This window comes from Cognatundibacterium aquatile, assembly GCF_014699135.1.
GTDB classification, from domain to species: domain Bacteria; phylum Pseudomonadota; class Gammaproteobacteria; order Burkholderiales; family Burkholderiaceae_D; genus Undibacterium; species Undibacterium aquatile.
On sequence record NZ_JACOFT010000003.1, the window covers coordinates 156139 to 181095 of the forward strand.

29 protein-coding genes are annotated in these 24957 nt (G+C 48.4%); 20 read left to right on the forward strand and 9 right to left on the reverse strand.

Annotation, left to right across the window (positions count from 1 at the left end; all coding sequences use genetic code 11):
* The first annotated feature begins 190 nt into the window (after positions 1-190).
* From H8K26_RS09250 to H8K26_RS09275, 6 genes are all read left to right on the forward strand, one after another.
* Positions 191-1672 carry an NAD-dependent succinate-semialdehyde dehydrogenase gene (locus H8K26_RS09250; protein WP_190479044.1) on the forward strand — a complete coding sequence of 494 codons (1482 nt, stop codon included), beginning with the start codon at positions 191-193 and terminating at the stop codon, positions 1670-1672.
* A gap of 104 nt (positions 1673-1776) precedes the next feature.
* Positions 1777-3012: a multidrug effflux MFS transporter gene (locus H8K26_RS09255; RefSeq protein ID WP_190479046.1), complete on the forward strand. Its 1236-nt coding sequence runs from the start codon at positions 1777-1779 to the stop codon at positions 3010-3012.
* Positions 3013-3359: 347 nt separating this feature from the next.
* Positions 3360-4361 (forward strand): porin, encoded by a 1002-nt coding sequence (locus tag H8K26_RS09260; RefSeq protein WP_190479048.1) that lies wholly within the window; start codon positions 3360-3362, stop codon positions 4359-4361.
* Between the two features lie 233 nt (positions 4362-4594).
* The gene (locus H8K26_RS09265; protein ID WP_186882871.1) at positions 4595-4957 is read left to right on the forward strand and encodes a hypothetical protein; all 363 of its coding nucleotides are present in this window, start codon (positions 4595-4597) and stop codon (positions 4955-4957) included.
* A gap of 29 nt (positions 4958-4986) precedes the next feature.
* Positions 4987-5952, forward strand: coding sequence for a homoserine kinase (locus H8K26_RS09270; protein ID WP_190479050.1), 966 nt, complete (start codon positions 4987-4989; stop codon positions 5950-5952).
* Complete coding sequence (locus H8K26_RS09275) at positions 5949-6722, forward strand: BPSS1780 family membrane protein (RefSeq protein WP_190479052.1); 774 nt, start codon at positions 5949-5951, stop codon at positions 6720-6722. Before H8K26_RS09270 ends, H8K26_RS09275 begins: the two co-directional genes overlap by 4 nt.
* On the opposite strand, the gene H8K26_RS09280 is transcribed toward H8K26_RS09275, so the two are convergent.
* On the reverse strand, positions 6713-7168 hold the full coding sequence (locus H8K26_RS09280) for an OsmC family protein (protein WP_190479054.1): 456 nt from the start codon (positions 7166-7168) through the stop codon (positions 6713-6715). The two genes, H8K26_RS09275 and H8K26_RS09280, sit on opposite strands and share 10 nt — an antisense overlap.
* Positions 7169-7459: 291 nt before the next feature.
* On the opposite strand from H8K26_RS09280, the gene rplM reads away from it, so the two are divergent.
* The 11 genes from rplM (at position 7460) to H8K26_RS09335 (ending at position 16108) form a co-directional block, all read left to right on the forward strand.
* Complete coding sequence (rplM, locus tag H8K26_RS09285) at positions 7460-7888, forward strand: 50S ribosomal protein L13 (protein ID WP_186882875.1); 429 nt, start codon at positions 7460-7462, stop codon at positions 7886-7888.
* 9 nt (positions 7889-7897) lie between these two features.
* Complete coding sequence (gene rpsI / locus H8K26_RS09290; protein ID WP_162039944.1) at positions 7898-8290, forward strand: 30S ribosomal protein S9; 393 nt, start codon at positions 7898-7900, stop codon at positions 8288-8290.
* 149 nt (positions 8291-8439) lie between these two features.
* Positions 8440-9477, forward strand: a complete 1038-nt coding sequence (gene argC / locus H8K26_RS09295; protein ID WP_190479056.1) for an N-acetyl-gamma-glutamyl-phosphate reductase — start codon at positions 8440-8442, stop codon at positions 9475-9477.
* 7 nt (positions 9478-9484) lie between these two features.
* Positions 9485-10210 (forward strand): DUF6776 family protein, encoded by a 726-nt coding sequence (locus H8K26_RS09300; protein ID WP_190479058.1) that lies wholly within the window; start codon positions 9485-9487, stop codon positions 10208-10210.
* Between the two features lie 78 nt (positions 10211-10288).
* Positions 10289-10681 carry a bactofilin family protein gene (locus H8K26_RS09305; protein ID WP_186882878.1) on the forward strand — a complete coding sequence of 131 codons (393 nt, stop codon included), beginning with the start codon at positions 10289-10291 and terminating at the stop codon, positions 10679-10681.
* Positions 10682-10731: 50 nt separating this feature from the next.
* A complete protein-coding gene (erpA, locus tag H8K26_RS09310) occupies positions 10732-11082 on the forward strand; it encodes an iron-sulfur cluster insertion protein ErpA (protein WP_186882879.1) in 351 nt (116 codons plus the stop codon).
* A 140-nt stretch (positions 11083-11222) separates the two neighbouring features.
* Positions 11223-12710 (forward strand): FAD-linked oxidase C-terminal domain-containing protein, encoded by a 1488-nt coding sequence (locus tag H8K26_RS09315; protein ID WP_190479060.1) that lies wholly within the window; start codon positions 11223-11225, stop codon positions 12708-12710.
* Positions 12711-12743: 33 nt separating this feature from the next.
* Positions 12744-13808, forward strand: coding sequence for a glycolate oxidase subunit GlcE (gene glcE / locus H8K26_RS09320; protein ID WP_190479062.1), 1065 nt, complete (start codon positions 12744-12746; stop codon positions 13806-13808).
* 6 nt (positions 13809-13814) lie between these two features.
* The gene (gene glcF / locus H8K26_RS09325) at positions 13815-15044 is read left to right on the forward strand and encodes a glycolate oxidase subunit GlcF (protein WP_190479064.1); all 1230 of its coding nucleotides are present in this window, start codon (positions 13815-13817) and stop codon (positions 15042-15044) included.
* Between the two features lie 9 nt (positions 15045-15053).
* Complete coding sequence (locus H8K26_RS09330; protein WP_186897016.1) at positions 15054-15386, forward strand: CidA/LrgA family protein; 333 nt, start codon at positions 15054-15056, stop codon at positions 15384-15386.
* The gene (locus H8K26_RS09335; protein WP_186882884.1) at positions 15383-16108 is read left to right on the forward strand and encodes an LrgB family protein; all 726 of its coding nucleotides are present in this window, start codon (positions 15383-15385) and stop codon (positions 16106-16108) included. Before H8K26_RS09330 ends, H8K26_RS09335 begins: the two co-directional genes overlap by 4 nt.
* A 36-nt stretch (positions 16109-16144) precedes the next feature.
* Here H8K26_RS09335 and H8K26_RS09340 read toward each other — a convergent pair whose 3' ends face one another.
* Genes H8K26_RS09340 through H8K26_RS09350 form a run of 3 tightly spaced genes read right to left on the reverse strand, consistent with a single transcriptional unit; the run spans position 16145 to position 18837 of the window.
* The gene (locus H8K26_RS09340) at positions 16145-16630 is read right to left on the reverse strand and encodes a glutathione peroxidase (RefSeq protein WP_186882885.1); all 486 of its coding nucleotides are present in this window, start codon (positions 16628-16630) and stop codon (positions 16145-16147) included.
* A gap of 2 nt (positions 16631-16632) precedes the next feature.
* Positions 16633-17769, reverse strand: a complete 1137-nt coding sequence (locus H8K26_RS09345) for a PilT/PilU family type 4a pilus ATPase (RefSeq protein WP_190479065.1) — start codon at positions 17767-17769, stop codon at positions 16633-16635.
* Positions 17770-17793: 24 nt separating this feature from the next.
* The gene (locus tag H8K26_RS09350) at positions 17794-18837 is read right to left on the reverse strand and encodes a type IV pilus twitching motility protein PilT (RefSeq protein ID WP_186882887.1); all 1044 of its coding nucleotides are present in this window, start codon (positions 18835-18837) and stop codon (positions 17794-17796) included.
* A 132-nt stretch (positions 18838-18969) separates the two neighbouring features.
* On the opposite strand from H8K26_RS09350, the gene H8K26_RS09355 reads away from it, so the two are divergent.
* Together H8K26_RS09355 and proC are read left to right on the forward strand one after the other, a co-directional pair.
* Complete coding sequence (locus H8K26_RS09355; RefSeq protein WP_190479067.1) at positions 18970-19674, forward strand: YggS family pyridoxal phosphate-dependent enzyme; 705 nt, start codon at positions 18970-18972, stop codon at positions 19672-19674.
* Positions 19664-20491 (forward strand): pyrroline-5-carboxylate reductase, encoded by an 828-nt coding sequence (gene proC / locus H8K26_RS09360; protein ID WP_190479069.1) that lies wholly within the window; start codon positions 19664-19666, stop codon positions 20489-20491. Before H8K26_RS09355 ends, proC begins: the two co-directional genes overlap by 11 nt.
* A 1-nt stretch (position 20492) precedes the next feature.
* Here proC and H8K26_RS09365 read toward each other — a convergent pair whose 3' ends face one another.
* The 4 genes from H8K26_RS09365 to ubiA form a co-directional block, all read right to left on the reverse strand.
* The gene (locus tag H8K26_RS09365) at positions 20493-20804 is read right to left on the reverse strand and encodes a YqjK family protein (RefSeq protein ID WP_190479071.1); all 312 of its coding nucleotides are present in this window, start codon (positions 20802-20804) and stop codon (positions 20493-20495) included.
* An 8-nt stretch (positions 20805-20812) separates the two neighbouring features.
* Complete coding sequence (locus tag H8K26_RS09370) at positions 20813-21196, reverse strand: phage holin family protein (RefSeq protein WP_186882891.1); 384 nt, start codon at positions 21194-21196, stop codon at positions 20813-20815.
* 3 nt (positions 21197-21199) lie between these two features.
* Positions 21200-21511, reverse strand: a complete 312-nt coding sequence (locus H8K26_RS09375) for an ElaB/YgaM/YqjD family protein (protein WP_186882892.1) — start codon at positions 21509-21511, stop codon at positions 21200-21202.
* Between the two features lie 147 nt (positions 21512-21658).
* Complete coding sequence (ubiA, locus tag H8K26_RS09380; RefSeq protein ID WP_190479073.1) at positions 21659-22525, reverse strand: 4-hydroxybenzoate octaprenyltransferase; 867 nt, start codon at positions 22523-22525, stop codon at positions 21659-21661.
* A gap of 514 nt (positions 22526-23039) precedes the next feature.
* Here ubiA and H8K26_RS09385 point away from each other — a divergent pair.
* A complete protein-coding gene (locus H8K26_RS09385) occupies positions 23040-23825 on the forward strand; it encodes a helix-turn-helix domain-containing protein (RefSeq protein WP_223826937.1) in 786 nt (261 codons plus the stop codon).
* Between the two features lie 53 nt (positions 23826-23878).
* Here the strand turns inward: H8K26_RS09385 and H8K26_RS09390 are convergent, their stop codons facing one another.
* A complete protein-coding gene (locus H8K26_RS09390; RefSeq protein WP_186882894.1) occupies positions 23879-24823 on the reverse strand; it encodes a hydrogen peroxide-inducible genes activator in 945 nt (314 codons plus the stop codon).
* Between the last annotated feature and the right edge of the window lie 134 nt (positions 24824-24957).

Sequence of the window (24957 nt, forward strand, 5' to 3'; positions counted from 1 at the left end):
GCAGACCTGGCTGTTTTGCTTTAGGCTTTCCTTTTTATTGCGGACTTACGGCAATTTTATTGCGGCACGGGATGCCAGCTAAGGCTGACATATTTATATGATCAGAAGCGATCACCCTGCCGAGCGCGATGTCGCATAAGTCCGGTAGTTGCTATTCATTAATCAGTCAAAACATGATGGAGACGGAGTGATGTCATCAGAACAAACTGCAAAATCATTAGGCTTAAAAGACGCATCGTTGTTGCGTGACGCTGCATATATCAATGGCGCGTGGGTGCAGGCGCAAACGAAGTTTGATGTGGTGAATCCATCAACCCAGGCTGTGCTGGCGACAGTACCTAATTTAGCGGAACCAGATGCGCATGCCGCTATTGCTGCCGCGCAGGCTGCTTTTCCGTTGTGGGCGGCGAAAACAGGAAAAGAGCGTGCCAATATCATGCGTCGCTGGTTTGATCTGATTATCAGCCATGCCGATGATCTGGCAGCGATCATGACTGCCGAACAAGGAAAACCGCTTGCCGAGGCAAAGGGCGAAGTCATCTACGGCGCCAGTTTCGTTGAATGGTTTGCCGAAGAGGCGAAACGTGTCGCGGGCGACGTGATGGCCTCGACCTGGAGCGATAAGCGCATGGTCGTGTTGCGGCAACCGATTGGTGTGTGTGCCGCAATCACGCCTTGGAATTTTCCTATTGCGATGATTACCCGCAAGGTCGCTCCGGCTGTGGCCGCTGGCTGTTCGATTGTCATCAAGCCAGCTGAGCAGACGCCTTTGTCGGCGCTGGCGATTGCCGAACTGGCACACCGCGCAGGTATTCCTGCCGGGATCATTAATATTATTACTGCCGATGCGGAGCAATCTATTACTGTCGGTAAAGTTTTATGCGATAGCTCTGTCGTCCGGCATTTGTCGTTTACCGGTTCGACGCCGGTGGGCCGTATTCTGATGCGTCAGTCCGCCCCGACGGTCAAGAAGCTGGCGTTGGAGCTGGGCGGTCATGCACCGTTTATCGTATTTGAGGATGCTGACATTGATGCTGCTGTCGAAGGCGCCTTGTTATCCAAGTTCCGCAACTCGGGCCAGACCTGTGTGTGTACCAATCGCTTTTATGCACACGCATCGGTCTACGATGAATTCGTCAGTAAATTAGCTGCCGGTGCAAAAAAAATCAGAGTCGGTGATGGTTTCGATGCCGGTGTTAATCAGGGCCCCATGATCGATGCACAAGCGGTGGCGAAAGTAGAAGAGCACGTTGCGGACGCGATGGAGCAGGGCGCTCGCTTGCTCGCCGGTGGCAAGCCACATAGTGCCGGGGAATTATTCTATGAACCAACAGTGTTGGCGGATGTCACAGCATCCATGCTGGTGATGAATGAGGAAACCTTCGGACCGGTCGCTGCAGTAGTGAAATTCACTACTGAAGAGGAAGTCATCGCGGCTGCAAATAATACCGACTTCGGATTGGCTTCGTATTTCTATTCACGCGATATCGGCCGCGTCTGGCGCGTCGCCGAAAAGCTGGAATACGGCATGGTGGGGATTAATACAGGCTTAATTTCCAATGAGGTCGCGCCGTTTGGCGGCGTCAAGCAATCCGGACTCGGACGTGAAGGTTCCAAATACGGGATGGACGAATATCTGGAAATGAAATACCTCTGTATGGGGGGAATTTAATTCTGATGTGTCTCGCATTAGCAACAAAAAGGCGAAATATTTCGCCTTTTTTCTTTTTTTTTGTAACAGCATTTTATTTATTTTTTTGAATGATTGGGCAACAAATGCACTCCCGCCAACAGCTCAGCAATGCCGGACTTGCCACTTTATTAGCTGCACTGGCGATGTTGGGACCATTTTCCATTGATACTTATTTACCAGCTTTCCCAAATATACAGAGCAGCCTGGCGGCAACTTCACTGGAAGTCCAGCAGACGCTCACCGCTTATATGTTGTCGTTTGCGTTTATGACTTTATGGCATGGCGCGCTGTCGGATGCGTTCGGGCGGCGTAACGTCATTCTGGCTGCCTTAGCGATTTTTGCCGTCGCCAGTTTTGGTTGCGCGTCGGTACACAGCATTCATTACCTGTGGGGATTTCGTATTCTGCAAGGCGTTTCGGCCGGTGCCGGGATGGTGGTCGGACGGGCAATGATCCGTGATCTTTATGCCGGTGCTCCGGCGGAGCGCTTGTTGTCGATGGTGACAATGATCTTCTCGATAGCCCCTGCAATTGCGCCGATACTCGGCGGCTGGATTGTGGGCTTTATGAGCTGGCGCGCAATTTTTTTATTGCTTTTTTTGTACACAATTGCGCTATGGTTTGCCTGCTTTAAGTTCTTACCTGAATCTTTACCGAAAGATAAACGGCAGGAATTCAGTATGGAATTTCTATGGCTTAGTTACCGAAAAGTATTTAAGTCTCCTTTATTCCATCTAAAAGCCGGTACTGTTGCCTTTAATTTTGCTGGCATGTTTTTATATGTTTCTGCTGCCCCGGTGTTTATTACTCAACATCTGAAGCTTGCTGCCGATCAGTTCGGCTGGCAATTTGTTCCCTCTGTCGCTGGCATTTTTTTAGGTGCTCTGGCGGCAAACAGATTGGCTGGCAAACTCTCTGTATGGAAGCAGGTGAGTATCGGTTTCTGCTTCCTTATCGGAGCGTCCGTTTTTAACGTGACATTTCATTTTTTCTCCTCGCCAGTGCTGCTCTGGTCGGTAACTCCGTTGTTTTTTTACACGTTTGGCATGTCACTGGTTGCACCAGGCGCGACCTTGCTGGTTCTGGACTTGTTTCCTACAATCAGAGGTATCGTTGCATCCTGCCAGTCGGCAACGTTGACTTTACTTGGGGCAGTAATTGCTGGTGTTGTCGCGCCGGCGTTAGATCATTCGGCTCTCTCGTTAGCTCTTGGTCAGCTGGTTTGTGCATTGATTGCGGCAGTGCTCTGGTACAGCGGTCGTGCCTACTGGCGGTCGAAAACGGCGCAGAAACAAAATGCATGGGAAACCGTCGGATAAATATGTTTTTTTCTATCTATTGAAAAATACGGGATATCCCTTATCTGACTGGTGCTGTGCAGCAAAGGTAAAAAATGCCTATAATGCGAGCCTGGACATCGCTGGCTTTGTTAAATACCTGATTAATTTTTTCAAAATTGGCTATGTCTTTATATTGCAACGCTCTGTAAGTCCTTGTTTATTAAGTAGTCTGATTTCATCAAAATGTCATTTTTCGCAGGTATCGTGACATTTGTCATTGGATCAATTATTGGTTCAAGGCTGTAAATTGACCTGCAATTCAGTTTTTTGCCGCGTTTTGTTTGTGGTGCAGCAAAAATTTAACATTCATTTTTGGATACTAGACAATGAAAAAATCATTCCTCGCACTTGCTCTGATGAGTGCATTCTCTGGCGCAGCTTTCGCGCAATCTTCCGTAACTATCTACGGTATTGTTGACATGGGTCTGGTTCGTGACGACAACGGCGCTGGCGCAAGAACAGCTTTGGATAGTGGTGTTCAAAACGGTTCACGTCTGGGTTTCAAAGGCGTTGAAGATCTGGGTAGCGGTCTGAAGGCAAACTTCGTTTTGGAAATGGGTTTGAAAACTGATACTGGCGCATCTGATCAAAACGGTCTGGCTTTCGGTCGTCAAGCTTATGTTGGTTTGTCCGGTGATTTCGGTTCTGTGAACCTGGGTCGTCAAAAATCTGTAACTTATGACATCGGCGATAACGTTGATCCATTCCACATCGGTCTGGCTGGCGACATCGGTCGTTTGTTCAAAACATCGACACGTACTGACAATGCAATCACATATTCTACAAACAACCTGAGTGGTTTTGTAGGTTCTTTGCAATATGGCTTCGGTGAAGCTGCAGGCAATAACTCCGCAAATCGTAAAGTTGGCGTTTCCGGTGTTTACTCTGAAGGTCCAGTGTACGCAGCAATCGCTTATGAAAAACTGAACGATGCAACTGGTAATGATGCAAATGCTGGTAAGAAAACATTCGTTGGTGGCACTTATGACTTCACAGTTGTAAAAGCTCACGCTGCGTACGAAACTATCAAAGGCGGCACTAACGACGAACGCGTTTGGATGATCGGTGCGACAGTACCGTTCGGTCCAGGTGCATTCCTTGCTGACTTCACGCAAGTGAAAAACAAAGCAGTTTCTAACGCTGACGGCAAACAATTCGCTATCGGTTACACATACGATTTGTCCAAGCGTACTGATGTCTACACATCGTTTGCACGCACAACTAACGACAGCAATGCTTCTTACAACTTAGCAAATGCTGGTATGTTGAAAGCGGCGAACGGCTCTACAGACAAAATGTTCAGCGTAGGTATTCGTCACAAGTTCTAATTGAATTCGGGCTTAAACCCGAATTAATTTAGAAAATTCAAAAAAGGAGTCGTCGTCAGACGACTCTTTTTTTTTATCGAATTTGGAACCGTATATTCTCTGTCAGTGAGAGCACTGCTTTGTTACAATGTCTGCCAGTTCAAGCCAATTGGATATTAACCATGAAAAAAATGTCGAAAATCCTGTCAGGAGTTCTTTCTGGCCTCTTCTTGTTGAGTTTCTCAGGAGTAGTATTGGCTCAGACGCAAAAGCCCGACCAGGCGCCACCTAAGCTGGATAAATTGGAAGACGGCGCAGCAGATCCTTCATTATCTGTAGGCAAACCTGAACCAAAGAATAAAGTAACTGAGAAACGCAATAATGCTGGCAAAGTCACTGAAGTGCAGGTGAAGTCGGGCAAAAGTAATTACACCTTAAAAGCGGATCCTGAAGTCGGTAATGCTCCCAAAGGTACCGTTCAGGGAAATGCAAACCGGGCGCCGCAGTGGACTATTCTCGAATTCGGCGGAAAAAAAGAAAGCAAAGAAATCGAGCAGCCGCCTGTATTGCCACCAGCTCCAGCGCAGGCCGTACCAGCCAGTGCTACAGGTAAGTAAGTTTTCTATTCTATTTTTGCGATATCACAATGGCAGTTTTTACCTCAGTCACACTCGACGACCTCAGTTCCTGGATAAAACAATTCCCGTTGGGAAAAGCGCTGGCAATTAAAGGGATTGCATCTGGAATTGAAAATAGTAATTTTTTTATTACGACAGAAACCGGTGAGTATGTTCTGACGATTTTTGAAAATCTGACTTTCGAGCAATTACCGTTTTACCTGAAGTTAATGCGCCATCTCGCCGATAGGGGAGTATTGGTACCTGCACCTGTTGCGAATATCGATGGTGAGCTGGTGACAGCTTTACACGGAAAACCTGCCTCTATCGTCAGCAAGTTAGAAGGGGCATCGCAGATGCATCCTGAACCCGTGCATTGTGCCGCAGTCGGTGCGATGCTTGCGCTCATGCATCTTGCTGGAAAAGACTTTCCCTTGTATCAGGAAAATTTACGCTCTTTGAACTGGTGGCATGAAACCACGCCGAAAGTTCTTCCTTTTCTCTCTGATGAGTTGCGACATCTGTTGTGCGCCGAGGTGCATTATCAGGATGCCTTTGACAGCACGCCAATCTATCGTGCTTTGCCAAGAGGACCTGTCCATGCGGATTTGTTCCGTAATAACGTCATGTTTGACGGCGAAAAGCTGACAGGCTTTTTTGATTTTTATTTTGCGGGCTGTGATGCCTGGATTTTCGATGTTGCCGTGACCGTGAATGATTGGTGCATCGATACTGCAACCGGTGAGTTGGATGTTGCGCGGGTAAGGGCTTTGTTGAATGCTTATCATCTGGTGCGGCCGTTTACTCCTGAAGAGTCGGTTGCCTGGAAGCCGATGTTGCGGGCAGCCGCTCTGCGTTTTTGGTTGTCCCGCTTGTATGACTACTACCAACCACGAGATGCAGAAATGCTGACGCCGCATGATCCCGCACACTTTGAACGGATTTTACGTTTGCGCGAGTCTTTGCCTGTCCCCCCTTTAACAAGTGATTTATGAATTCAGTACCAGCTTCAACGGGGTGGGTATGGGTTAAACGTGGTTTTGCCCTGTTTCGCCAGCAACCTGCAGAAATGTTGACACTCTTTTTTGCATATATGTTTTTTAACATGGGAATTAGCCTGGTGCCATTTATCGGCCGCTTTTTGCCTCTGGTGTTAATTCCCGTATTTGCCATGAGCTTTATGCAGGCTTGCCGTCTGATTGAGGATGGTGTGCGGGTGAAGCCGATTGTATTGCTGGTGGGTTTTCGTTCTGAGTTCTTTTTACGTTTATTCGCTTTAGGTTGCCTGTACCTGCTGGCCATTTCCGGCGCAGCATTGATATCGCAACTTTTTGATAATGGCGCCTTATTCGAGTTTATTTCCAGTGAAAAGCCAGTTGATCCTAAGGATTTACCTCAAGGGCGTCTGTTTTTAGGAATGTTGATGGCGGTACTCGCCTTTTTGCCGGCTTTGATGGCTTTCTGGTTTGCCGGGCCGTTAATTATGTGGCGCGGGATGTCAGTACCAAAAGCGCTGTTTTACAGTTTTTTTTCGGTAAAACGTGCCGCCAAGGCGTTTTTGATTTACGCACTTTCCTGGTTTCTCATTTCAGGATTATTGCCAGCCATTTTTGTTGAGATCTTAGCGCTGGTCACAGGCAACACCGGTTTTGTCGTGTTGTTGATGATGCCTGTTCTGGCTTTATTGACGACGATCAGGTATTGCACGTTTTATCCGACATATCTCGATATTTTTGAGCAACCTGAAGAGCCCGTTCATCCCTGAGTATCGTGCTCAGAAGGTATCTCAGCATCTTCAATGATTTCATAGCTATGCGTTATCTGAGCCGTTTTTTCAAGCATGATAGACGCAGAGCAGTATTTTTCATGTGAAAGTTTGATTGCGCGTTCGACCAGATTAGCTTTTAACTGACGTCCACGAACGGTGAAGTGAAAGTTGATTTTGGTAAAAACTTTAGGTTCTGTCTCAGCTCTTTCCGCGCTGAGTTTTACATCGCAGCCACGTATATCTTGTTTACTCTTACGTAAAATTAATACGACATCGTAGGCCGTGCATCCGCCCGTTCCCAATAACACCATTTCCATCGGGCGTGGCGCCAGATTGTGACCACCACCTTCTGGTGCACCATCCATTAAAACTGCATGGCCTGAGCCAGTTTCTGCCAAAAAAGACATGCCAGATAAGCCTGTCCAGCGTACGGTAGCTTCCATTTATTCCTCGTTATGATGTGATCTAACTCGTTAGAGATTTTACTGCATATGATTCAGGCGAATCTGAGAGCCTGCATCAAATTATTATTTATTTAAAAATATATTTGCCGATCTGCTTTGGAAATTTATGGAAATTTTGCTTAAAATTTAAACAGTTCTTGCACTAACTCCTTGAAAACCCTATAATTTCCGATTCTCAATTTGCCCGACTGAGAGTTTAACAAGGGAGAGTCTGTCAAATCATAGGCAGAACCACCAAAAAAGGGCGTATTTAACTTTTTAGGATTCAACATGAAAACCTTTTCCGCTAAGGGCCATGAGGTTCAGCGCGACTGGTTCGTGATTGACGCGACAGATAAAGTACTCGGACGTGTTGCCAGCGAAGTGGCACTCCGTTTACGCGGCAAACATAAACCAGAATTTACTCCACACGTAGACACAGGCGATTTTATCGTTGTTGTTAATGCAGGCAAACTGCGCGTGACTGGCACTAAAGCTCTGAACAAAACATACTACCGTCACACTGGTTATCCAGGCGGTATCTATGAAACAAATTTCACGAAAATGCAACAGCGTTTTCCAGGTCGTGCACTCGAGAAAGCAGTTAAAGGCATGTTGCCTAAAGGCCCACTCGGCTATGCAATGATCAAGAAGCTGAAAGTCTATGCAGATGCAACACATCCGCACGCAGCTCAGCAACCACAAGTACTCGACATCTAAGGATTAGCCATGATCGGTAATTACAACTACGGAACTGGCCGTCGCAAGAGCGCAGTTGCTCGCGTATTCCTGAAATCCGGCAGCGGCAAGATCGTTGTCAACGGCAAACCAGCTAACGAGTACTTCTCTCGTGAAACTGGCCTGATGGTCATCCGTCAACCTCTGGAACTGACTAATAATCTCGAGACATTCGATATTATGGTTAACGTTCACGGCGGCGGCGAATCCGGCCAATCCGGTGCAGTTCGTCACGGTATCACTCGTGCGCTGATCGACTACGATGCAACTTTGAAATCTGAATTGTCCAAAGCTGGTTTCGTTACTCGTGATGCCCGCGAAGTTGAACGTAAAAAAGTTGGTCTGCGCAAAGCACGTCGCGCAAAACAATTCTCCAAGCGTTAATTTTTTATCGCTGGCAGGAATTGCTACAAAAAGCCGCCTTTGGGCGGCTTTTTGCTTTTGTGTGCTGATTGCGGATGAGTTCCGTGAAGTGCGTTTTGAGATGAGCGACTGCTGTTAAAATAACGGAAAATTTCTTGCAAGGAACGTCAATGATTAAAGTTGGAATAGTAGGTGGCACGGGTTACACTGGGGTTGAGTTATTGCGTTTGCTGACAATGCATCCAGCAGTGGAACTGACGGCAATTACTTCGCGTAAAGAGGATGGCTTACCTGTGGCGGACATGTATCCATCACTACGTGGGCGTGTTAACCTGGCATTCTCTTCGCCTGATAAAGCAAAGCTGACGGAGTGTGATGTCGTTTTTTTTGCGACACCTCATGGTGTTGCTATGGCACAAGCGCAAGAATTGTTGATGGCTGGTGTCAAGGTAATTGACCTTGCCGCAGATTTCCGGATGCAAGATGTTGCGCAGTTCGAGAAATGGTATGGCATTCCACACACGTGTCCTGATGTGCTGAGCGAAGCTGTTTATGGTTTGCCTGAGCTGAATCGTGATGCGATCAAAACCGCACGAGTTATTGGTAATCCGGGTTGTTATCCAACGACCATGCAATTGGGTTTCTATCCATTATTGAAGGCGGGAATTGTCGATGCAACGGATTTGATTGCTGATTGCAAATCCGGAGTGTCAGGTGCCGGACGTAAAGCTGAAATTGGTATTTTGTTTTCCGAGGCGAGCGACACATTCAAGGCTTACGGCGTTTCAGGCCATCGCCATACACCGGAGACAGTAGAACAATTACAGCGTATGACTGAGCAAAAAGTGGGACTGTTATTCACTCCTCACCTTGTTCCGATGGTACGCGGTATGCACTCAACGTTGTATGCTCGCCTGAACACTGATATCAGTAATGACGAATTACAGGTTTTGTTTGAAAGTACCTACAAAGATGAGCCATTCGTTGATGTTATGCCATTTGGCTCTCATCCGGAAACACGTTCTACCCGCGCTTCCAATATGCTGCGTATTGCGTTGCATCGGCCAAATAATGGCAAAACTGTGATCGTTCTTGTCGTGCAGGATAATCTTGTAAAAGGTGCATCCGGGCAGGCTGTGCAGTGTATGAATCTGATGTTTGGATTGGATGAAGTAACAGGATTGCAGCATATTCCTGTTTTGCCGTAATTCATTCATGGCAAAGAAACGACTCTGGCAACGACGCCATCTGGCGTCGAAAATGACCATTACGCATCAACAGCCGTGGCCGCTCCGGCTGGCCATGCTGGCATTGGTCATTGCACTGACGTCTGCTGTCGCATGGTGGACCTATGATCTTGGAAAGAGCTTTGCATTCGGCACAAAGTTTAATCTGAATCAGATGCAGTCACTTGAAACACAGGTAAAAGAGCTGACAGCTGAGCGCGATAAGTTACTATTAGAAGCAAACACGATAGAAAGTAAGCAGAACATTGATCGTTCTATGCAGAAAGAGCTGACGGATCAGATCAAAGCACTGACCGCAGAAAATCAAAAGCTGAAAGATGATCTGGCTTTTTTTGAAGGCGTGATGCCTTCAACGACTGGGAATGATGGTATTACCGTTCAGAATCTGAAGATAGAAATGCTCGCACCCGGCCAATTGCGTTATCGAGCTTTGGTAATGCAAGGCGTAAAAAATGGCAGAGATTTTAATGGTGAATTACAATTTTTATTAGGTTTGGTGCAGGCAGGTAAACCTGCTACGATGTATTTTCCTGATCCCAAATCGGGCGAAGCTGGTAAATTAAAATTATCGTTTAGACATTACCAGCGATTGGAGGGAGTCATTACTCTTCCGGATGGTGCGGTCGCCAAAAATGTCCAGGTAAAAGTGTTAGACCGGGGGCAAGTCCGCGCTCAACAAGCGGTTAATTTATAAACCAGCATCAATTATTTCTGAGTTGGATGATGAAGCTCATGAATATTTTTGATCTATGTCCTGAAAAGGAATTCTTTCATGTTCAGTCGTAAAACCAAAAGCACTATCGATAGTCTTATTGGATCCACTACAAGAATTGAAGGCGATCTGCATTTCAAAGGTGGCTTGCGTATTGATGGGCACATTCGTGGCAACGTTATTGCTGATACTGAGTCATTGAGCATGCTGGTCATTTCAGAGCAGGCCGTTATTGATGGTGAAGTAAGGGCGGCACACATCGTCGTGAATGGTGTGATTAACGGGCCAGTGTTTTCAACAGAACTGTTAGAGTTGCAGCCTAAGGCAAAAATTTCTGGTGACGTTCATTACAAAACTCTGGAGATGCTCAGTGGTGCTCTGGTATCCGGAAAACTCACGCATGATCTTGCTCAAGAGCCGGCAACTCTGAAACTTGCAGCGTCCAATGCATAGTTCCGGAGTCGGGACTATAATGAGAACATCTTAGATCCAAGGAGCAAAAAATGAATGCTGTAGCCGAAATGCCAACACCAATCAATTTCACAGAAAGCGCAGCTGCAAAAGTTGCTCAGTTGATTGAAGAAGAGGGTAATCCTGATTTGAAATTACGCGTTTTTGTACAAGGTGGCGGATGTTCAGGTTTTCAATACGGTTTTACGTTCGATGAAATCACGAATGAAGACGACACCACCATGACAAAAAATGGTGTGCAGTTGTTGATCGATTCTATGAGCTATCAGTATCTGGTGGGCGCTGAAATCGATTATAAAGACGATCTGGAAGGTGCACAGTTTGTGATTAAAAATCCTAATGCCTCCACCACTTGTGGTTGCGGATCTTCATTCTCCGTGTAAGCACCCTGAATGCTAAAAAAAGGACGCTGTGGCGTCCTTTTTTTATGTCCTGAAAAAAATTCAGTCAGTAAAGTTTAAAGTATTCATCCCAGATACATCAAAGCTGATTACACTGACAAAAAAACAGATGGGGTAAAGCGATGGAGCAAAACAGTTCAAATGATTTGTATGGCGGGCGGCAGCAGGAAGTCGTGAAGGCGCTGCGTCAGGTATTGCCCGGGCATTGTGTCTTGCATCATGAAGAAGATGTTCGTCCATATGAGTGTGATGGTCTGGCAGCCTACCGCCAGTTGCCCATGATCGTTTGTCTGCCGGAAAATGAATCACAGATTATCGCGGTGATGGAAGTTTGCCGCCGTTTGAATGTTCCTATCGTACCGCGCGGTGCAGGAACTGGCTTATCTGGTGGCGCGATGCCGATCGCCGATGGTGTCGTGTTATCTACTGCCAAATTCAATAAAATTCTGAAAGTAGATGCTTACTCGCGAACGGCTGTGGTTCAACCGGGTGTGCGTAATCTGGCAATCTCGGAAGCCGTATCACCTTTAGGTTTGTATTATGCGCCGGATCCCTCGTCGCAGATTGCCTGCACGATAGGCGGCAACGTAGCGGAAAACTCTGGCGGTGTTCACTGCCTGAAGTATGGTCTGACCGTACACAATGTGCTGCGCGCGCGCGTAGTCACCATTGATGGTGACGTTGTTGAGTTGGGTAGCGAAGCGCTGGATGCTCCGGGTTTAGATTTGCTGGCGGTTTTTATCGGCTCAGAAGGAATGCTCGGAATCGTCACCGAGGTGACGGTCAAGCTGGTGCCTAAACCGCAGGTTGCCCGCGTCATTATGGCGTCATTTGATGATGTGGTGAAAGGCGGAAATGCGGTCGCAAACGTGATTGCTGCCGGTATTATTCCCGCAGGTTTGGAGATGATGGATAAAACATCGTCACGCATGGTCGAACCCTTTGTTAAAGCCGGTTATGACATCAATGCGGAAGCGATTTTGCTGTGTGAGTCTGACGGCACGACGGAAGAAGTTGAGGAAGAAATCGCTCGCATGTCTGCCGTGCTGGAACAGGCTGGTGCGACGGCAATTGCGGTTTCACAGAGTGAAGCTGAGCGTTTGCGTTTCTGGTCCGGTCGTAAAAATGCGTTTCCCGCAGCGGGACGTATATCGCCGGATTATTACTGCATGGATGGCACGATTCCCCGGAAGCGCTTATCGGAAGTATTGATAGGCATTACTCATATGGAAGAAAAATATGGTTTGCGCTGCGCAAATGTGTTTCATGCCGGTGACGGTAACTTACACCCGTTGATTTTGTTTGATGCGAATCAGGAAGGCGAGTTTCTGCGGGCTGAGGCATTCGGTGCGGAGATACTGGAATTATGTGTCACCGTCGGCGGCACGATTACCGGTGAGCATGGTGTCGGTATCGAAAAAATTAACTCCATGTGCGTGCAATTTTCGCGTGAAGAGCTGGATGCATTTTTTGCGGTGAAGCGTGCATTTGACCCGCATAGTTTGCTGAATCCGGATAAAGCGATACCAAGCTTGCATCGCTGCGCTGAATATGGGCGTATGCATGTGAAACAGGGAAATCTGAAATTTCCGGATTTACCTCGTTTCTGAAAAAAATAAAAAAACGTACAGATGGACACAGCAATGAACAACATAATCGAAGGCTTCCGGGAACGGATATTAAATGCCTCGCAGAACCACCTTCCACTGCAAATCGAAGGCGGTGGCAGTAAGCGTTGGTATGGACAGGCTCCGCAAGGTGACGTGCTTGATACCCGGGCGTATTCCGGCATTCTGGCGTATGAGCCGACCGAACTGGTATTGACAGCACGCTGCGGTACACCGCTTGCCGAGATCGAGGCACTACTGTCCGAAAACAATCAGATGCTGGCATTCGAGCCGCCGAAATTCAGCGCAACGGCAACCATAGGAGGCATGCTCGCCTCAGGCTTGTCAGGTCCGCGCCGTCCGTATGTCGGGGCTGCACGTGATTTTATTCTTGGTGCGACATTGATGGATGGCCGTGGACAAGTACTGGAGTTCGGTGGCCAGGTCATGAAGAATGTTGCTGGCTATGACGTCTCGCGTTTGCTGACAGGCTCCATGGGAACATTGGGGCTGGTACTGAATATTTCCGTCAAAGTGTTGCCGCGCCCGTTTGCGGAAACGACATTGGTATTTGCTTTATCGGAAGCCGATGCGATTCAGAAGATGAATGAGTGGGCTGGGCAGGCATTGCCGTTGTCCGGTAGCTGTTGGCACGTGGGGCGCCTGATGTTGCGACTCTCCGGCGCTGAGGCCGCTGTGCGCGCAGCGAAGCAACGACTGGGTGGCGAGGAGATGCAGGATGCCGCTTCTGCCTGGAACGATTTGCGTGAACAGACGCATGATTTTTTTTCACAGGATGAGGCACATGGTTTGTGGCGTTTATCCGTTCCATCTACCACTGCACCTTTAGCTCTGACCGGGAAGTCGATGATAGAGTGGGGTGGTGCGCAGCGTTGGTTGTTCAGCGACGAGAGCCCTGCAACGATACGCGCTGCGGCACAAGCTGCTGGCGGTCATGCGACCCTGTTCCGTGGAGGTGACAAGAGTATCGGCGTCTTTACGCCCTTATCCGCTCCAATGGCAAAGATACATCAGCGTCTGAAAGTCGCTTTCGATCCCTCAGGTATTTTTAACCCTGGCCGCCTGTACAAGGACTTTTAATTCGCTATGCAAACTAATCTCGCAGACTTTATTAAGAATACCCGTGAGGGTAAAGAGGCCGATGACATATTGCGCAAATGTGTGCATTGCGGTTTTTGTACAGCGACTTGCCCTACCTATCAATTGCTGGGAGATGAACTCGACGGCCCGCGTGGCCGCATTTACCTGATCAAACAGGTGCTGGAAGGAAAAGTTGCTACCGAAAAAACGCAGCAGCATCTTGACCGCTGCCTGACTTGCCGCAATTGCGAATCGACCTGTCCTTCCGGTGTTCAGTACGGGCGTCTGCTCGATATTGGCCGTAAAGTTGTGGAAGAGCAAGTGCCGCGTTCGCTTAAACAAAGGCTCATTCGGAGCACACTGAAAACGATGTTGCCGACGCCCTGGATATTTAAACCGGTAATGACTCTGGGTCAATCCGTGCGGCCATTATTACCCAAAACATTGCAGAATAAGGTTCCGGTAAGGCAAGCTGCCGGATTGTGGCCGCAGCAACAGCATCCGCGGAAAATGTTATTGCTGGATGGTTGTGTGCAACCATTGATGTCACCGAATATTAATTATGCGACCGCCCGAGTGTTGAACACTTTAGGTATCGAGCTGATCCGTGCTCCGAAAGCCGGATGTTGTGGCGCTATTCGTCATCACCTGAATGAGCAGGATGCGGCACTGGATGATATGCGCAATAACATTGATGCCTGGTGGCCATATGTAGAGTCTGGTGCCGAAGCCATCGTTATGACCGCATCCGGCTGTGGCGTAACCGTGAAAGAATATGGGCATCTGCTTGCGCATGATGAGGTTTATGCCGAAAAGGCGCAGCGTATCTCTGCTCTGACGCGCGACCTGAGTGAAGTGTTGCCTGCATTTGAGACCGCGCTGGTTGGCAGATTACAAGGCAAACTCAAACAGCGCATAGTCTGGCATCCGCCTTGTACTTTGCAGCATGGCCAGCAAATTCGCGGCAAAGTCGAAGGCTTGCTGAAAGCGCTGGGAATTGATGTGCAAATGTGTGCCGACAGCCATTTATGTTGTGGCTCGGCAGGCACCTATTCTGTTTTGCAACCGGAATTGTCTTATCAGTTGCGGGATAAGAAATTGCACAATCTGCTGGCGACAAAACCAGACATTATTTTATCGGCGAACATCGGTTGCCTGACGCATTTGCAATCAGGAACAGATACACCGGTCAAACACTGGGTCGAATTAATTGATCATGCGTTAACCAGCGCCTGAGTCAACATCATGATCCGGACGTTTTTAATACTCCTGATTTTTCAGTGTCTGGGCGAAGGCTTTGTCTTTATGTCGAAAATGCCCGTCCCAGGGCCCGTTATCGGGATGTTGTTGCTATTTGGATTTTTGTTGCTGAAAAAAGAGGCTGCTCCCAAACTGATACCAGGCGTGCAAGAGTTACTCAGACATTTATCCCTGCTGTTTATTCCGGCCGGTGTTGGCATCATGGTGCACGGAAAAACTGTTTTGGATGAATGGATACCGTTGGTCATCGCACTGGTGCTGAGCACCGCAATTTCGATTGTTGTGACAGCCTTGTGTGTAAAGTGGATGTCGCGATGAACGCAAGATTAGCGGACGTGTGGGTTTATCTGGCAGCGTCGCCTCTGCTGGGGCTCACTGCAACTCTGCTTGCCTATCAGCTTGCCTATGCGATCTATGTCCGATGTAAATTCAGCCCGCTTGCGAATCCGGTCGCGATTGCCGTCGCAATGCTCGTGCTGGTATTAATTGGAACAGGTACGTCGTATCAGACCTATTTTTCAGGCGCGCAGTTCGTCCATTTTTTACTTGGTCCGGCGACGGTGGCTTTGGCAGTGCCGCTGTATCAGCAGATGAACAAGCTACGCTCGCAGTGGCGGGCGTTTCTGCTTGCTGCCGTGTTGGGAAGTGCGTCTGCGATTGGCACTGCGATGTTGCTTGCGCAATGGTTCGGTGCTTCACATGTGACGGTATTATCGCTGGCGTCAAAATCGGTAACGATGGCGATTGCGATGGGGATTACGGAAAAAGTCGGCGGCCTGCCGTCGTTGACTGCAGCATTGGTCATGCTGACTGGCATACTCGGCGCGATGATGGCGACGGGTATCCTGAATTTTCTGCATATCAAAGATGACAGTGTACGCGGCTTCGCATTAGGCGTGAGTGCGCATGGCATAGGAACTGCCAGAGCTTTTCAGTTAAGTGAGGAAATGGGCGCGTTTGCTGGCCTGGCAATGGGATTGTCGGGGTTACTGACAGCAATATTTTTGCCGCTGGCATTGCAATGGTTGGGGATAATATGATCTTTCCCAACCATACAATGCAACTGAAAACACGACTTATTTTCCGGCGATCAGGTTTTCCACGTCCTGAATAATATCTGCCGGTGCTGTTTGCGGCGCATAGCGTTTAAATACCGAGCCGTCTTGCTTAATCAAAAATTTAGTGAAATTCCACTTAATCGCCTGTATGCCCAAAAGACCGGGCGCTTCAGATTTCAGGTGTTGAAACAGCGGATGCGCATTTTTGCCGTTGACATCAATTTTCTCAAACAGAGGAAAAGTAACGCCATAATTTTTTTCGCAGAAACTGCCGATTTCATCAGCCGTCCCCGGTTCCTGATGACCGAATTGATTGCATGGAAATCCAAGCACCACCACGCCCTTGTCTTTAAACTGCTGATAGACTGCTTCCAGGCCTTTGTATTGGGGCGTAAAACCGCATTTACTAGCGGTGTTAACGATCAGTACCACTTTTCCCAGATACTGTTTCAGGTCAACTGCTTGTCCCTGCAAATTAGTGACGGTGTAATCAAGTGCGCTCATAGTTAAACGATGCCTAAATGGTGTGTGCCAGCGCTAAGGTCACGCTCTTTTGACTCTTTACCCTGCAACATGATTGCGAGACGTAATTCGTTCACAGAATCCGCGTTACGCAGTGCATCTTCATAGGTAATTTTACCGGCTTCATGCAAATCAAATAAATCCTGGTCAAACGTACGCATACCGAGTTCACGTGATTTCTTCATGATTTCTTTGATCTCATGCACTTGGCCTTTGAAGATCAGATCGGAAATCAGTGGTGAGTTCAGCATGATTTCAACTGCGGCAACACGACCTTTACGCCCTTTTAACGGTATCAGCCGTTGCGAAATCACAGCTTTCAGATTCAGTGACAAATCCATCAATAATTGTGCCCGACGCTCCTCGGGGAAGAAGTTGATGATACGGTCCAGTGCCTGATTTGAACTGTTTGCATGCAAAGTCGCGAGGCATAAATGGCCGGTTTCTGCAAATGCAATCGCAAAGTCCATAGTTTCACGATCACGGATCTCACCAATCTGAATGACATCAGGTGCCTGACGCAGCGAGTTTTTCAGCGCGGCTCCCCAGTCTTCCGTATCGATACCGACTTCTCGTTGCGTCACGATGCAATTCGCATGCGGATGCACATATTCGATAGGGTCTTCAATCGTAATAATATGACCGTAACTGGAATGATTGCGGTGGCCCACCATCGCCGCCAGTGTGGTTGACTTGCCTGAGCCAGTTGCACCAACCATGATCACCAGACCACGCTTGGTCATCACAACCTCTTTGAGGTTTTCTGGCAAACCCAGGTCTTCTAATTTAGGAATGGCTGTGGTGATTGTCCGCAATACCAGGCCGACACGACCTTGCTGCATAAAGGCGGAGACGCGGAAACGTCCCATGCCTGCAGGATTGATCGCGAAGTTACATTCTTTGGTCGATTCGAATTCAGCCGCCTGCTTATCGTTCATGATAGCGCGAGCCAGATCAACCGTATGTGCCGGTGTCAGCGGCTGGTTTGATACTGGTGTCACTCTGCCGTCGATTTTAAATGCAGGAGGGAAGTCAGCGGTGATGAATAAGTCAGAACCATTTTTACTCAGCATCAGTCTGAGCAGGTCATGCATGAATTTGGTTGCCTGATCGCGTTCCATGTTCGTCTCTTTCTATCTGCTCAATTAACCTGGGAAATTTTCCGGAATTTTCGCTGCTGCACGTGCTGTGCCCACCGAAATCACGTTGCGCTTTACCAGATCAGTCAGGTTCTGATCCAAAGTCTGCATACCCATGTTGTTACCGGTTTGTATCGCAGAATACATCTGAGCAATTTTTGCTTCGCGAATCAGATTACGAATCGCGGGTGTACCGATCATAATTTCATGGGCAGCAACACGTCCCGAGCCATCTTTGACTTTCAGCAGCGTTTGCGAAATCACGGCCTGCAAAGACTCTGACAACATCGATCTGACCATTTCTTTTTCTTCAGCAGGGAAAACGTCAACGATACGATCTATCGTTTTAGCAGCGGAAGACGTATGCAAGGTGCCGAAAACTAAGTGGCCTGTTTCAGCGGCGGTCAATGCCAGGCGAATTGTTTCAAGATCACGCAACTCGCCGACCAGAATCGCATCCGGATCTTCACGCAAAGCTGAACGCAAAGCGTTATTAAACGACATGGTATGTGGGCCGACTTCACGTTGGTTGATCAGGCATTTTTTTGATTCATGCACAAACTCAATCGGATCTTCGACGGTCAGGATATGTCCATATTCATTCTCATTCAGGTGATTCACCATCCCGGCCAGTGTGGTTGATTTTCCTGAGCCGGTTGGTCCGGTAACCAGAACCAGACCGCGAGGTTTTAAAGCAAGGTCAGCAAAAATACGCGGCGCATTTAATTGTTCCAGCGTTAAAATTTTTGATGGAATCGTACGCATAACGGCCGCCGGACCACGTTCCTGATTAAACGCATTCACACGGAAACGTGCCAGTCCCGGAATCGCAAAAGAGAAGTCACACTCCAGAGTTTCTTCGTAAATTTTGCGCTGCGAATCATTCATGATGTCATAGATCAACTCATGTACATCTTTATGCTCCAGTGGCGGCAAATTAATTCGACGTACGTCGCCATGTACCCGTATCATTGGTGGCAGACCCGATGATAAGTGAAGATCGGAGGCGTTATTCTTGACGGAGAACGCAAGCAGTTCAGAAATGTCCATTTATAATTCCGGTAGTTGGTGTACGTCTTTTATGACAATCGCGATAAAGCGGCGACAAAGCGTAGTGCATTTTGCTCTAATAAAGAAGAGCAAGCAAAAAATTGATGAAGTTCCCTACAAAATTTTCTGATTATGTCCTTAATTTCTGACAACTTGCAAGCCGTACTTGATGACATCCGGGCAACAGAACTGAGGTTTGATCGTCCGTCGAAGTCGGTCAGACTGTTAGCTGTTTCTAAAACTTTCGGTGCGGAAGCGATTCTGGAGGCTGCGCAGCATGGGCAAACTGCTTTTGGCGAGAACTACCTTCAGGAAGCGTTAGAAAAAATGACTCTGATACAGAGCAACTCGCCTGAGCTACACCTCGAATGGCATTTTATCGGGCCGATACAGAGTAACAAGACAAAACCGATCGCCGAGCATTTTGACTGGGTGCATTCGGTGGACAGAGAAAAAATCGCAGTTCGCTTGTCGGAGCAACGACCAGCAACCATGGCCGATTTAAATATCTGCCTGCAAGTTAACATCAGTGGCGAAGAGAGTAAAAGCGGCGTCGCTCCGGAAGACGTGGTAGCGCTGGCGTTAAGAATCGCCACATTACCTCGTATCCGTTTGCGGGGATTGATGGCGGTGCCCGAACCAACCTCGGACGTCGCACAGCAGCGTCAGGCATTCCGTCATTTAAGAGAGTTAGGCGAAAAAATATCGGCGCAGGGTATTCCGCAGGATACTTTATCGATGGGGATGAGCAGCGACTTGCATGCCGCAATCGCCGAGGGCAGTACGATGGTCAGGATAGGAACCGGAATTTTTGGGAGTAGAAATTATGCAAAATAAATTAAAGATTGCTTTTATCGGTGGCGGCAATATGGCGTCCGCACTGATTGGTGGATTGCTGCCGGATTTTACGGAGCCAGAATATATTCATGTTATCGACGTGAATCAAACGTCTTTAAACAGGCTGGAAACAGAATTCGGGGTGACCACTGCGTTAAGTATTGATGAGCGTTTGCAGACCATGGACGTGATTGTTCTGGCTGTTAAGCCGCAGCAATTGCGCGATGTCATCGGCGCATTGGCGCCATTTATTCAACACCAGTTGTTGCTTACGATTGCCGCAGGCATACGCACGACAGATATTTCCCGCTGGCTGAATTCATATCCGACCATTGTCCGTGCAATGCCGAACACGCCTGCATTGATTGGAAAAGGTATTACTGGTTTATATGCGATGCCGGGCGTCAGCGAGCAACAGAAAAAAGTCGCAGATGACATTCTGCGCTCGGTCGGGCTGACTTCCTGGTTAAGCGAAGAGCATCTGATTGATGCTGTGACTGCTGTTTCCGGCAGTGGCCCAGCTTATGTCTTTTATTTTATTGAAGCGATGCAGGAGGCTGCAGTTGCGCTCGGACTGAGTGCAGAACAGGGAACGCAATTTGCCATCGAGACTTTTGAGGGCGCAGCACAACTGGCGATGCACTCGAATGAACCCGTTGCGGTATTACGGGAGCGGGTGACTTCTAAGGGCGGGACCACTTATGCCGCTTTGACAAGCATGGAAAATAGCGAAGTGAAACAAGCGATCATCCGTGCCATTCAAGCCGCCGCAGTCAGAGGTGCAGAGCTGGGTGATGAATTTGGTCAGCAAGAATAAACTATTGATTTCCAGCTTGTTTGAGCAATGGCGCAAGTTTGCGCCATGTTTGCCAGGCTCGTAACGAGGTCGTTACGAAGGACAAGGCGCGGGCAGGCTTTACCACATAAATTGCCGCTGCAAGCACCACGCCTAATATTGGTTTTTTTCTGACTGCGACCACAACTTTCGCCGCGCAATTCAGGCTGAATTCAGCAAACTCGATTGACTGCTGAAGCTCTTGCGTCTGCAAAGACAATAGCTGTCTTTGCGCATGTACTTTCAGTACTAGTGCTTCGCGGCGGAAAGCAAGTTTTTCTTTGTAAGCCGACATTATTTTCCTCAATTCGGAGTGGAGTGAGGAAATTTATCGCGCAGTGCCTGCCCATCTTTTTCTAACTCTGACAAGGTCAGTGAGAGCAGTCTTGGCTTTGCTTGCAACTGTTGGTGTATCCACCAGGTAATGCCCGCAGCCGCAACTGCAAACACGGCAATCAGACCTGAAATTAACTCAATTCTGTGGGTGTCCCAAAATACAGCGATCAACAGAACCACAATCAGGACAACGGCACAACAGGCACAAAACAGCGCTGTCAATGACCATAGAAGAATAGAGGAAAAGCGGCTGAGCTCTTCCTCTATTTCGACCGCAACCAGCTCCAGGCGTGTGTGGACGATGCCTGAAAAGGTCGCGATGAGTTTCCCCACAGAGTCGAGAATAGCCATGAGTTACTTACTACGTCCGATCAGCAAACCGAGCAGCAAGCCAACACCTGCGGCAATACCGGCAGATTGCCATGGATTTTCTTTCACGTAGACATCGGTTGCTTTCGCTGCATCTTTTGTTCTGGTAATGACCAGATCTTCAACACGCTGAACTTCAGCCTTCGCATTTTTCAGTGTCTGCTCAAAACGCGCTTTCGCCGATTTGAAGCCTTCGCCTGTCTGCTGCTCTGTATTTTTCAACATTTCTTCGGCATCGCGTATGACCTGATTCAGATCGTGCATCAATTGATCTTTGTGCTGTTCTATTGAGCTCATCGTATTTCCTTTAAAAGTGTTGATAAAGAGTATCTGTTGATAGTCTAGGTAGTACAACATAACAGCTTTTGCGACAGATCAAACAGAGTGGCACTTATTTGTTACGCTGGCTTATGGCGCTGGCGTTCATTACTTTGATCGTCGCATTTAATGTAATACATAGTCAACCGCAACACCAGCAAAGATTGCCGCCCCCAGCCAGTTATTGTGCCTGAACGCGGCGAAGCAGCGCATCCGGTCGCGGTCTTTGATCAGGTTGTAATGATAGATCGCGCAGGCGGCCGCGACGGCGATGCCAGCGAAAAACCAGCTACGCAGACCATAAGAGTAACCGATCAAAGTGATCATCGCGAGGCTGACGACGTAACAGAGCATAATCGCCTTAACGTCAAACTGACCAAAGGTAATCGCGGAGGTTTTGATCCCGATTTTAAGATCATCATCTCTGTCCACCATCGCATATTCGGTGTCATACGCAACAGTCCAGAATACATTGGCGACCAGCAGCATCCATGCAGTCCACGGAACCGTGTTTTGTACAGCCGCAAATGCCATCGGAATGCCGAAACCATAAGCGATGCCAAGATAAGCCTGAGGGATGCCGAAAAAGCGCTTGAAATACGGATAGGTCGCGGCAATCACGACCGCAAGAATGGACAATTGTTTCGTTAACGCATTCAGCGGAAGAATGAGTGAAAAGGCGAGTAACGATAATACCAACGCAATCAGCAGAGCTTCTTTGCCGGATACTTTGCCGCTGGTCAGAGGGCGATCTGCAGTACGTTTGACGTGCTTGTCGAACTCTCTGTCTGCGTAGTCATTCACCGCGCAGCCTGCAGAACGCATCAGTGCAGTACCAAGGCAAAAGATCGCAACCAGTTTGCCATCGGGTGCGCCGTCTGTCGCCAGCCACAGGGCGATCAGGGTTGGCCACAACAGTAATACGATGCCGATAGGTTTATCGAGCCGTACTAGTTTTAAATACCATTGCAATCGCGAGAGTAAAGCGTTCATGTCTTAAAGCGGAGTGATTTTAGCCCCGCCATTATAAGTGCGATTTGCGCTTGTATTTGCGCTTGTTCCAGCGCACCTCCTGGCTGAGCACAGTCCTGCAAATGTCTCAGGTGAGCAATGACGATTGGCTTCTGTTGGCAGGTGCGCGTCGCCAATCAGTATCCGAGCGGTAATTCACTGGGCATTCGGCTTCTGTGGCCGCAGAGCAAGCGGGCTTGAATGGTTTGTCGCTTGTTCTTCCTATCACGTAGCCCGAGGCAAAAACGGCCAGGGTAACGCAGATACAAGCGAGATATCGGATGATTGATTTCATTTCTTACTTTCAATGTCAGATGAGAAGTGGCCCTGATGGAATTGGATGACCGGAGTGGCATTCAGGGACGACGATAAGTAAAAAAGAGTTTCTCAATACTGTGAACTTCGTACTATTAAAATGTTCAAAGAATAAATTTTCAAGATGCTTGGTATTGAAAGACGATACTATTCGCGAACTGCTTATTCGATGGAGGCGCAATTGAGTTCACCTGAATTACTGCTGAATGTGTTACGGACAGAGCTGCGTGCTGCTGGTGTTACTTATAAAATTCTGGCCGAACGTATAGGCATGAGTGAGTCCAGCGTTAAGCGCATGTTTGGACAGAAAGATATGAGTCTGTCGCGTCTGGCGCAGATATGTAAGGCGTCAGGTATCGCGATGGAGGATGTCTTGCGTCAGGCGGCGGACGTCGCTCCACACTCGGATAATCTGACGCTGGCGCAGGAGAAGTCCCTGATTGCTGAACCTAAATTATTGTTAGTGGCAATCTGTTGCCTTGGTCACTGGACCTTAGAGCAGATTGTGGACACTTACGAGATCAGTCCGGCGGAAACAATATTGCATCTGGTCGCACTGGATAAACTGGAATTGATTGAATTGCGGCCGAATAACCGTTACCGGTTGAATGTTTCACCGGCATTTCATTGGTTGCCGGATGGCCCTGTACAACAGTTTTTCCGGGACTACGTCGTCAGCGATTATTTCAACGGGCGCTTTGATCATGTGGGCGAAACCTTGCTATGCGTGCCGGCGCGGGTTTCGAGTCGCAGTGCGCAGGAAATCGTACAAAAAATTCAGCAATTGGTGGCAGAACTGGCGCGCCTGCATCAGGAGGACCGTAAACTCAGGCCAGAAGAAATCGATGGCTTTACTTTGCTGGTCGGTTTCCGTTCATGGGAATTTTCTGCGTTTACCGCTTTACGCCGTCCTGAATCTAAGCCTGTGATGAGCAGCATTACTCATCAGATTGCAACGAAGAAATAAGCCGGATTGATGCTCAGAGCGGCGAGCGTCGGTATTTGTCGGCGATGGTCTGGCTATTGTGCTGCGGGCGGTAAGTCCAACATGGTCACGCCAGGTAAATCGCAGGCCAGCACTGCCTGATGAATTGCTTCGATGGCCGCCTGGCGGGTAAAACTTTTGCGCCAGGCAATCACGACACGACGATCCGGCACGGGGGCGGCGAATGGCACGTAGCGCAGCATGCCATCCTTGGCATTCATATCCGGCACCGAGGCGATTGGCAGCACAGTCAGGCCTATGCCTGAGGCCACCATGTGGCGTATGGTTTCGAGAGAGGAGCCTTCAAAGGTACGGGCGATACCATCGCCAGTCGTCGAGAATCTTGCCATTTCAGGGCAAACCTCCAACACCTGATCGCGGAAACAATGACCGTTTCCGAGCAACAGCATGGTTTCAGATTTTAATTCTTCTGCGGAGACTTCCTTGCGCTCAGCCCAGGCATGATCACTTGGCATCGCGACGACAAAAGGTTCGTCATACAAGGGTTGCGTCATCAGTCCCTGATCCGGCAACGGCAACGCCATGATGGCTGCATCCAGTTCGCCCTGACGCAGCAGTTCCATCAGTTTGACCGTGAAATTTTCCTGCAATACCAGCGGCATTTGCGGCACTTGTCTGATCATCGTTTTGACCAGCGTCGGCAACAGGTAAGGGCCAATGGTATAGATCACACCGAGACGGAAAGAACCGGCCAGAGGGTCTTTGTTCTGCTTGGCGATTTCTTTGATGGCGGCGGTCTGTTCCAACACACGCTCTGCCTGTGCAACGATCTGCGCGCCCAGCGGCGTTGTTGAAACTTCTGTGCCACCACGTTCAAATATCGTGACTCCCAGTTCGTCTTCCAGTTTTTTGATCGCAACCGACAGCGTCGGCTGGGCAACAAAACAAGCTTCTGCTGCATGGCCGAAATGTTTCTCGCGCGCGACCGCGACGATGTATTTTAATTCTGTGAGTGTCATGAGCTTAGTTTGGCACAGAGTCTTGCTGGCGTCAGCAATCTGATTTATTTATTTTCAGAAGAATGCACAAGGATAAATATATGGGGGGGAGTATATTTTAATGCCCTTGTATCTATTGGGGGATAGACATGAAA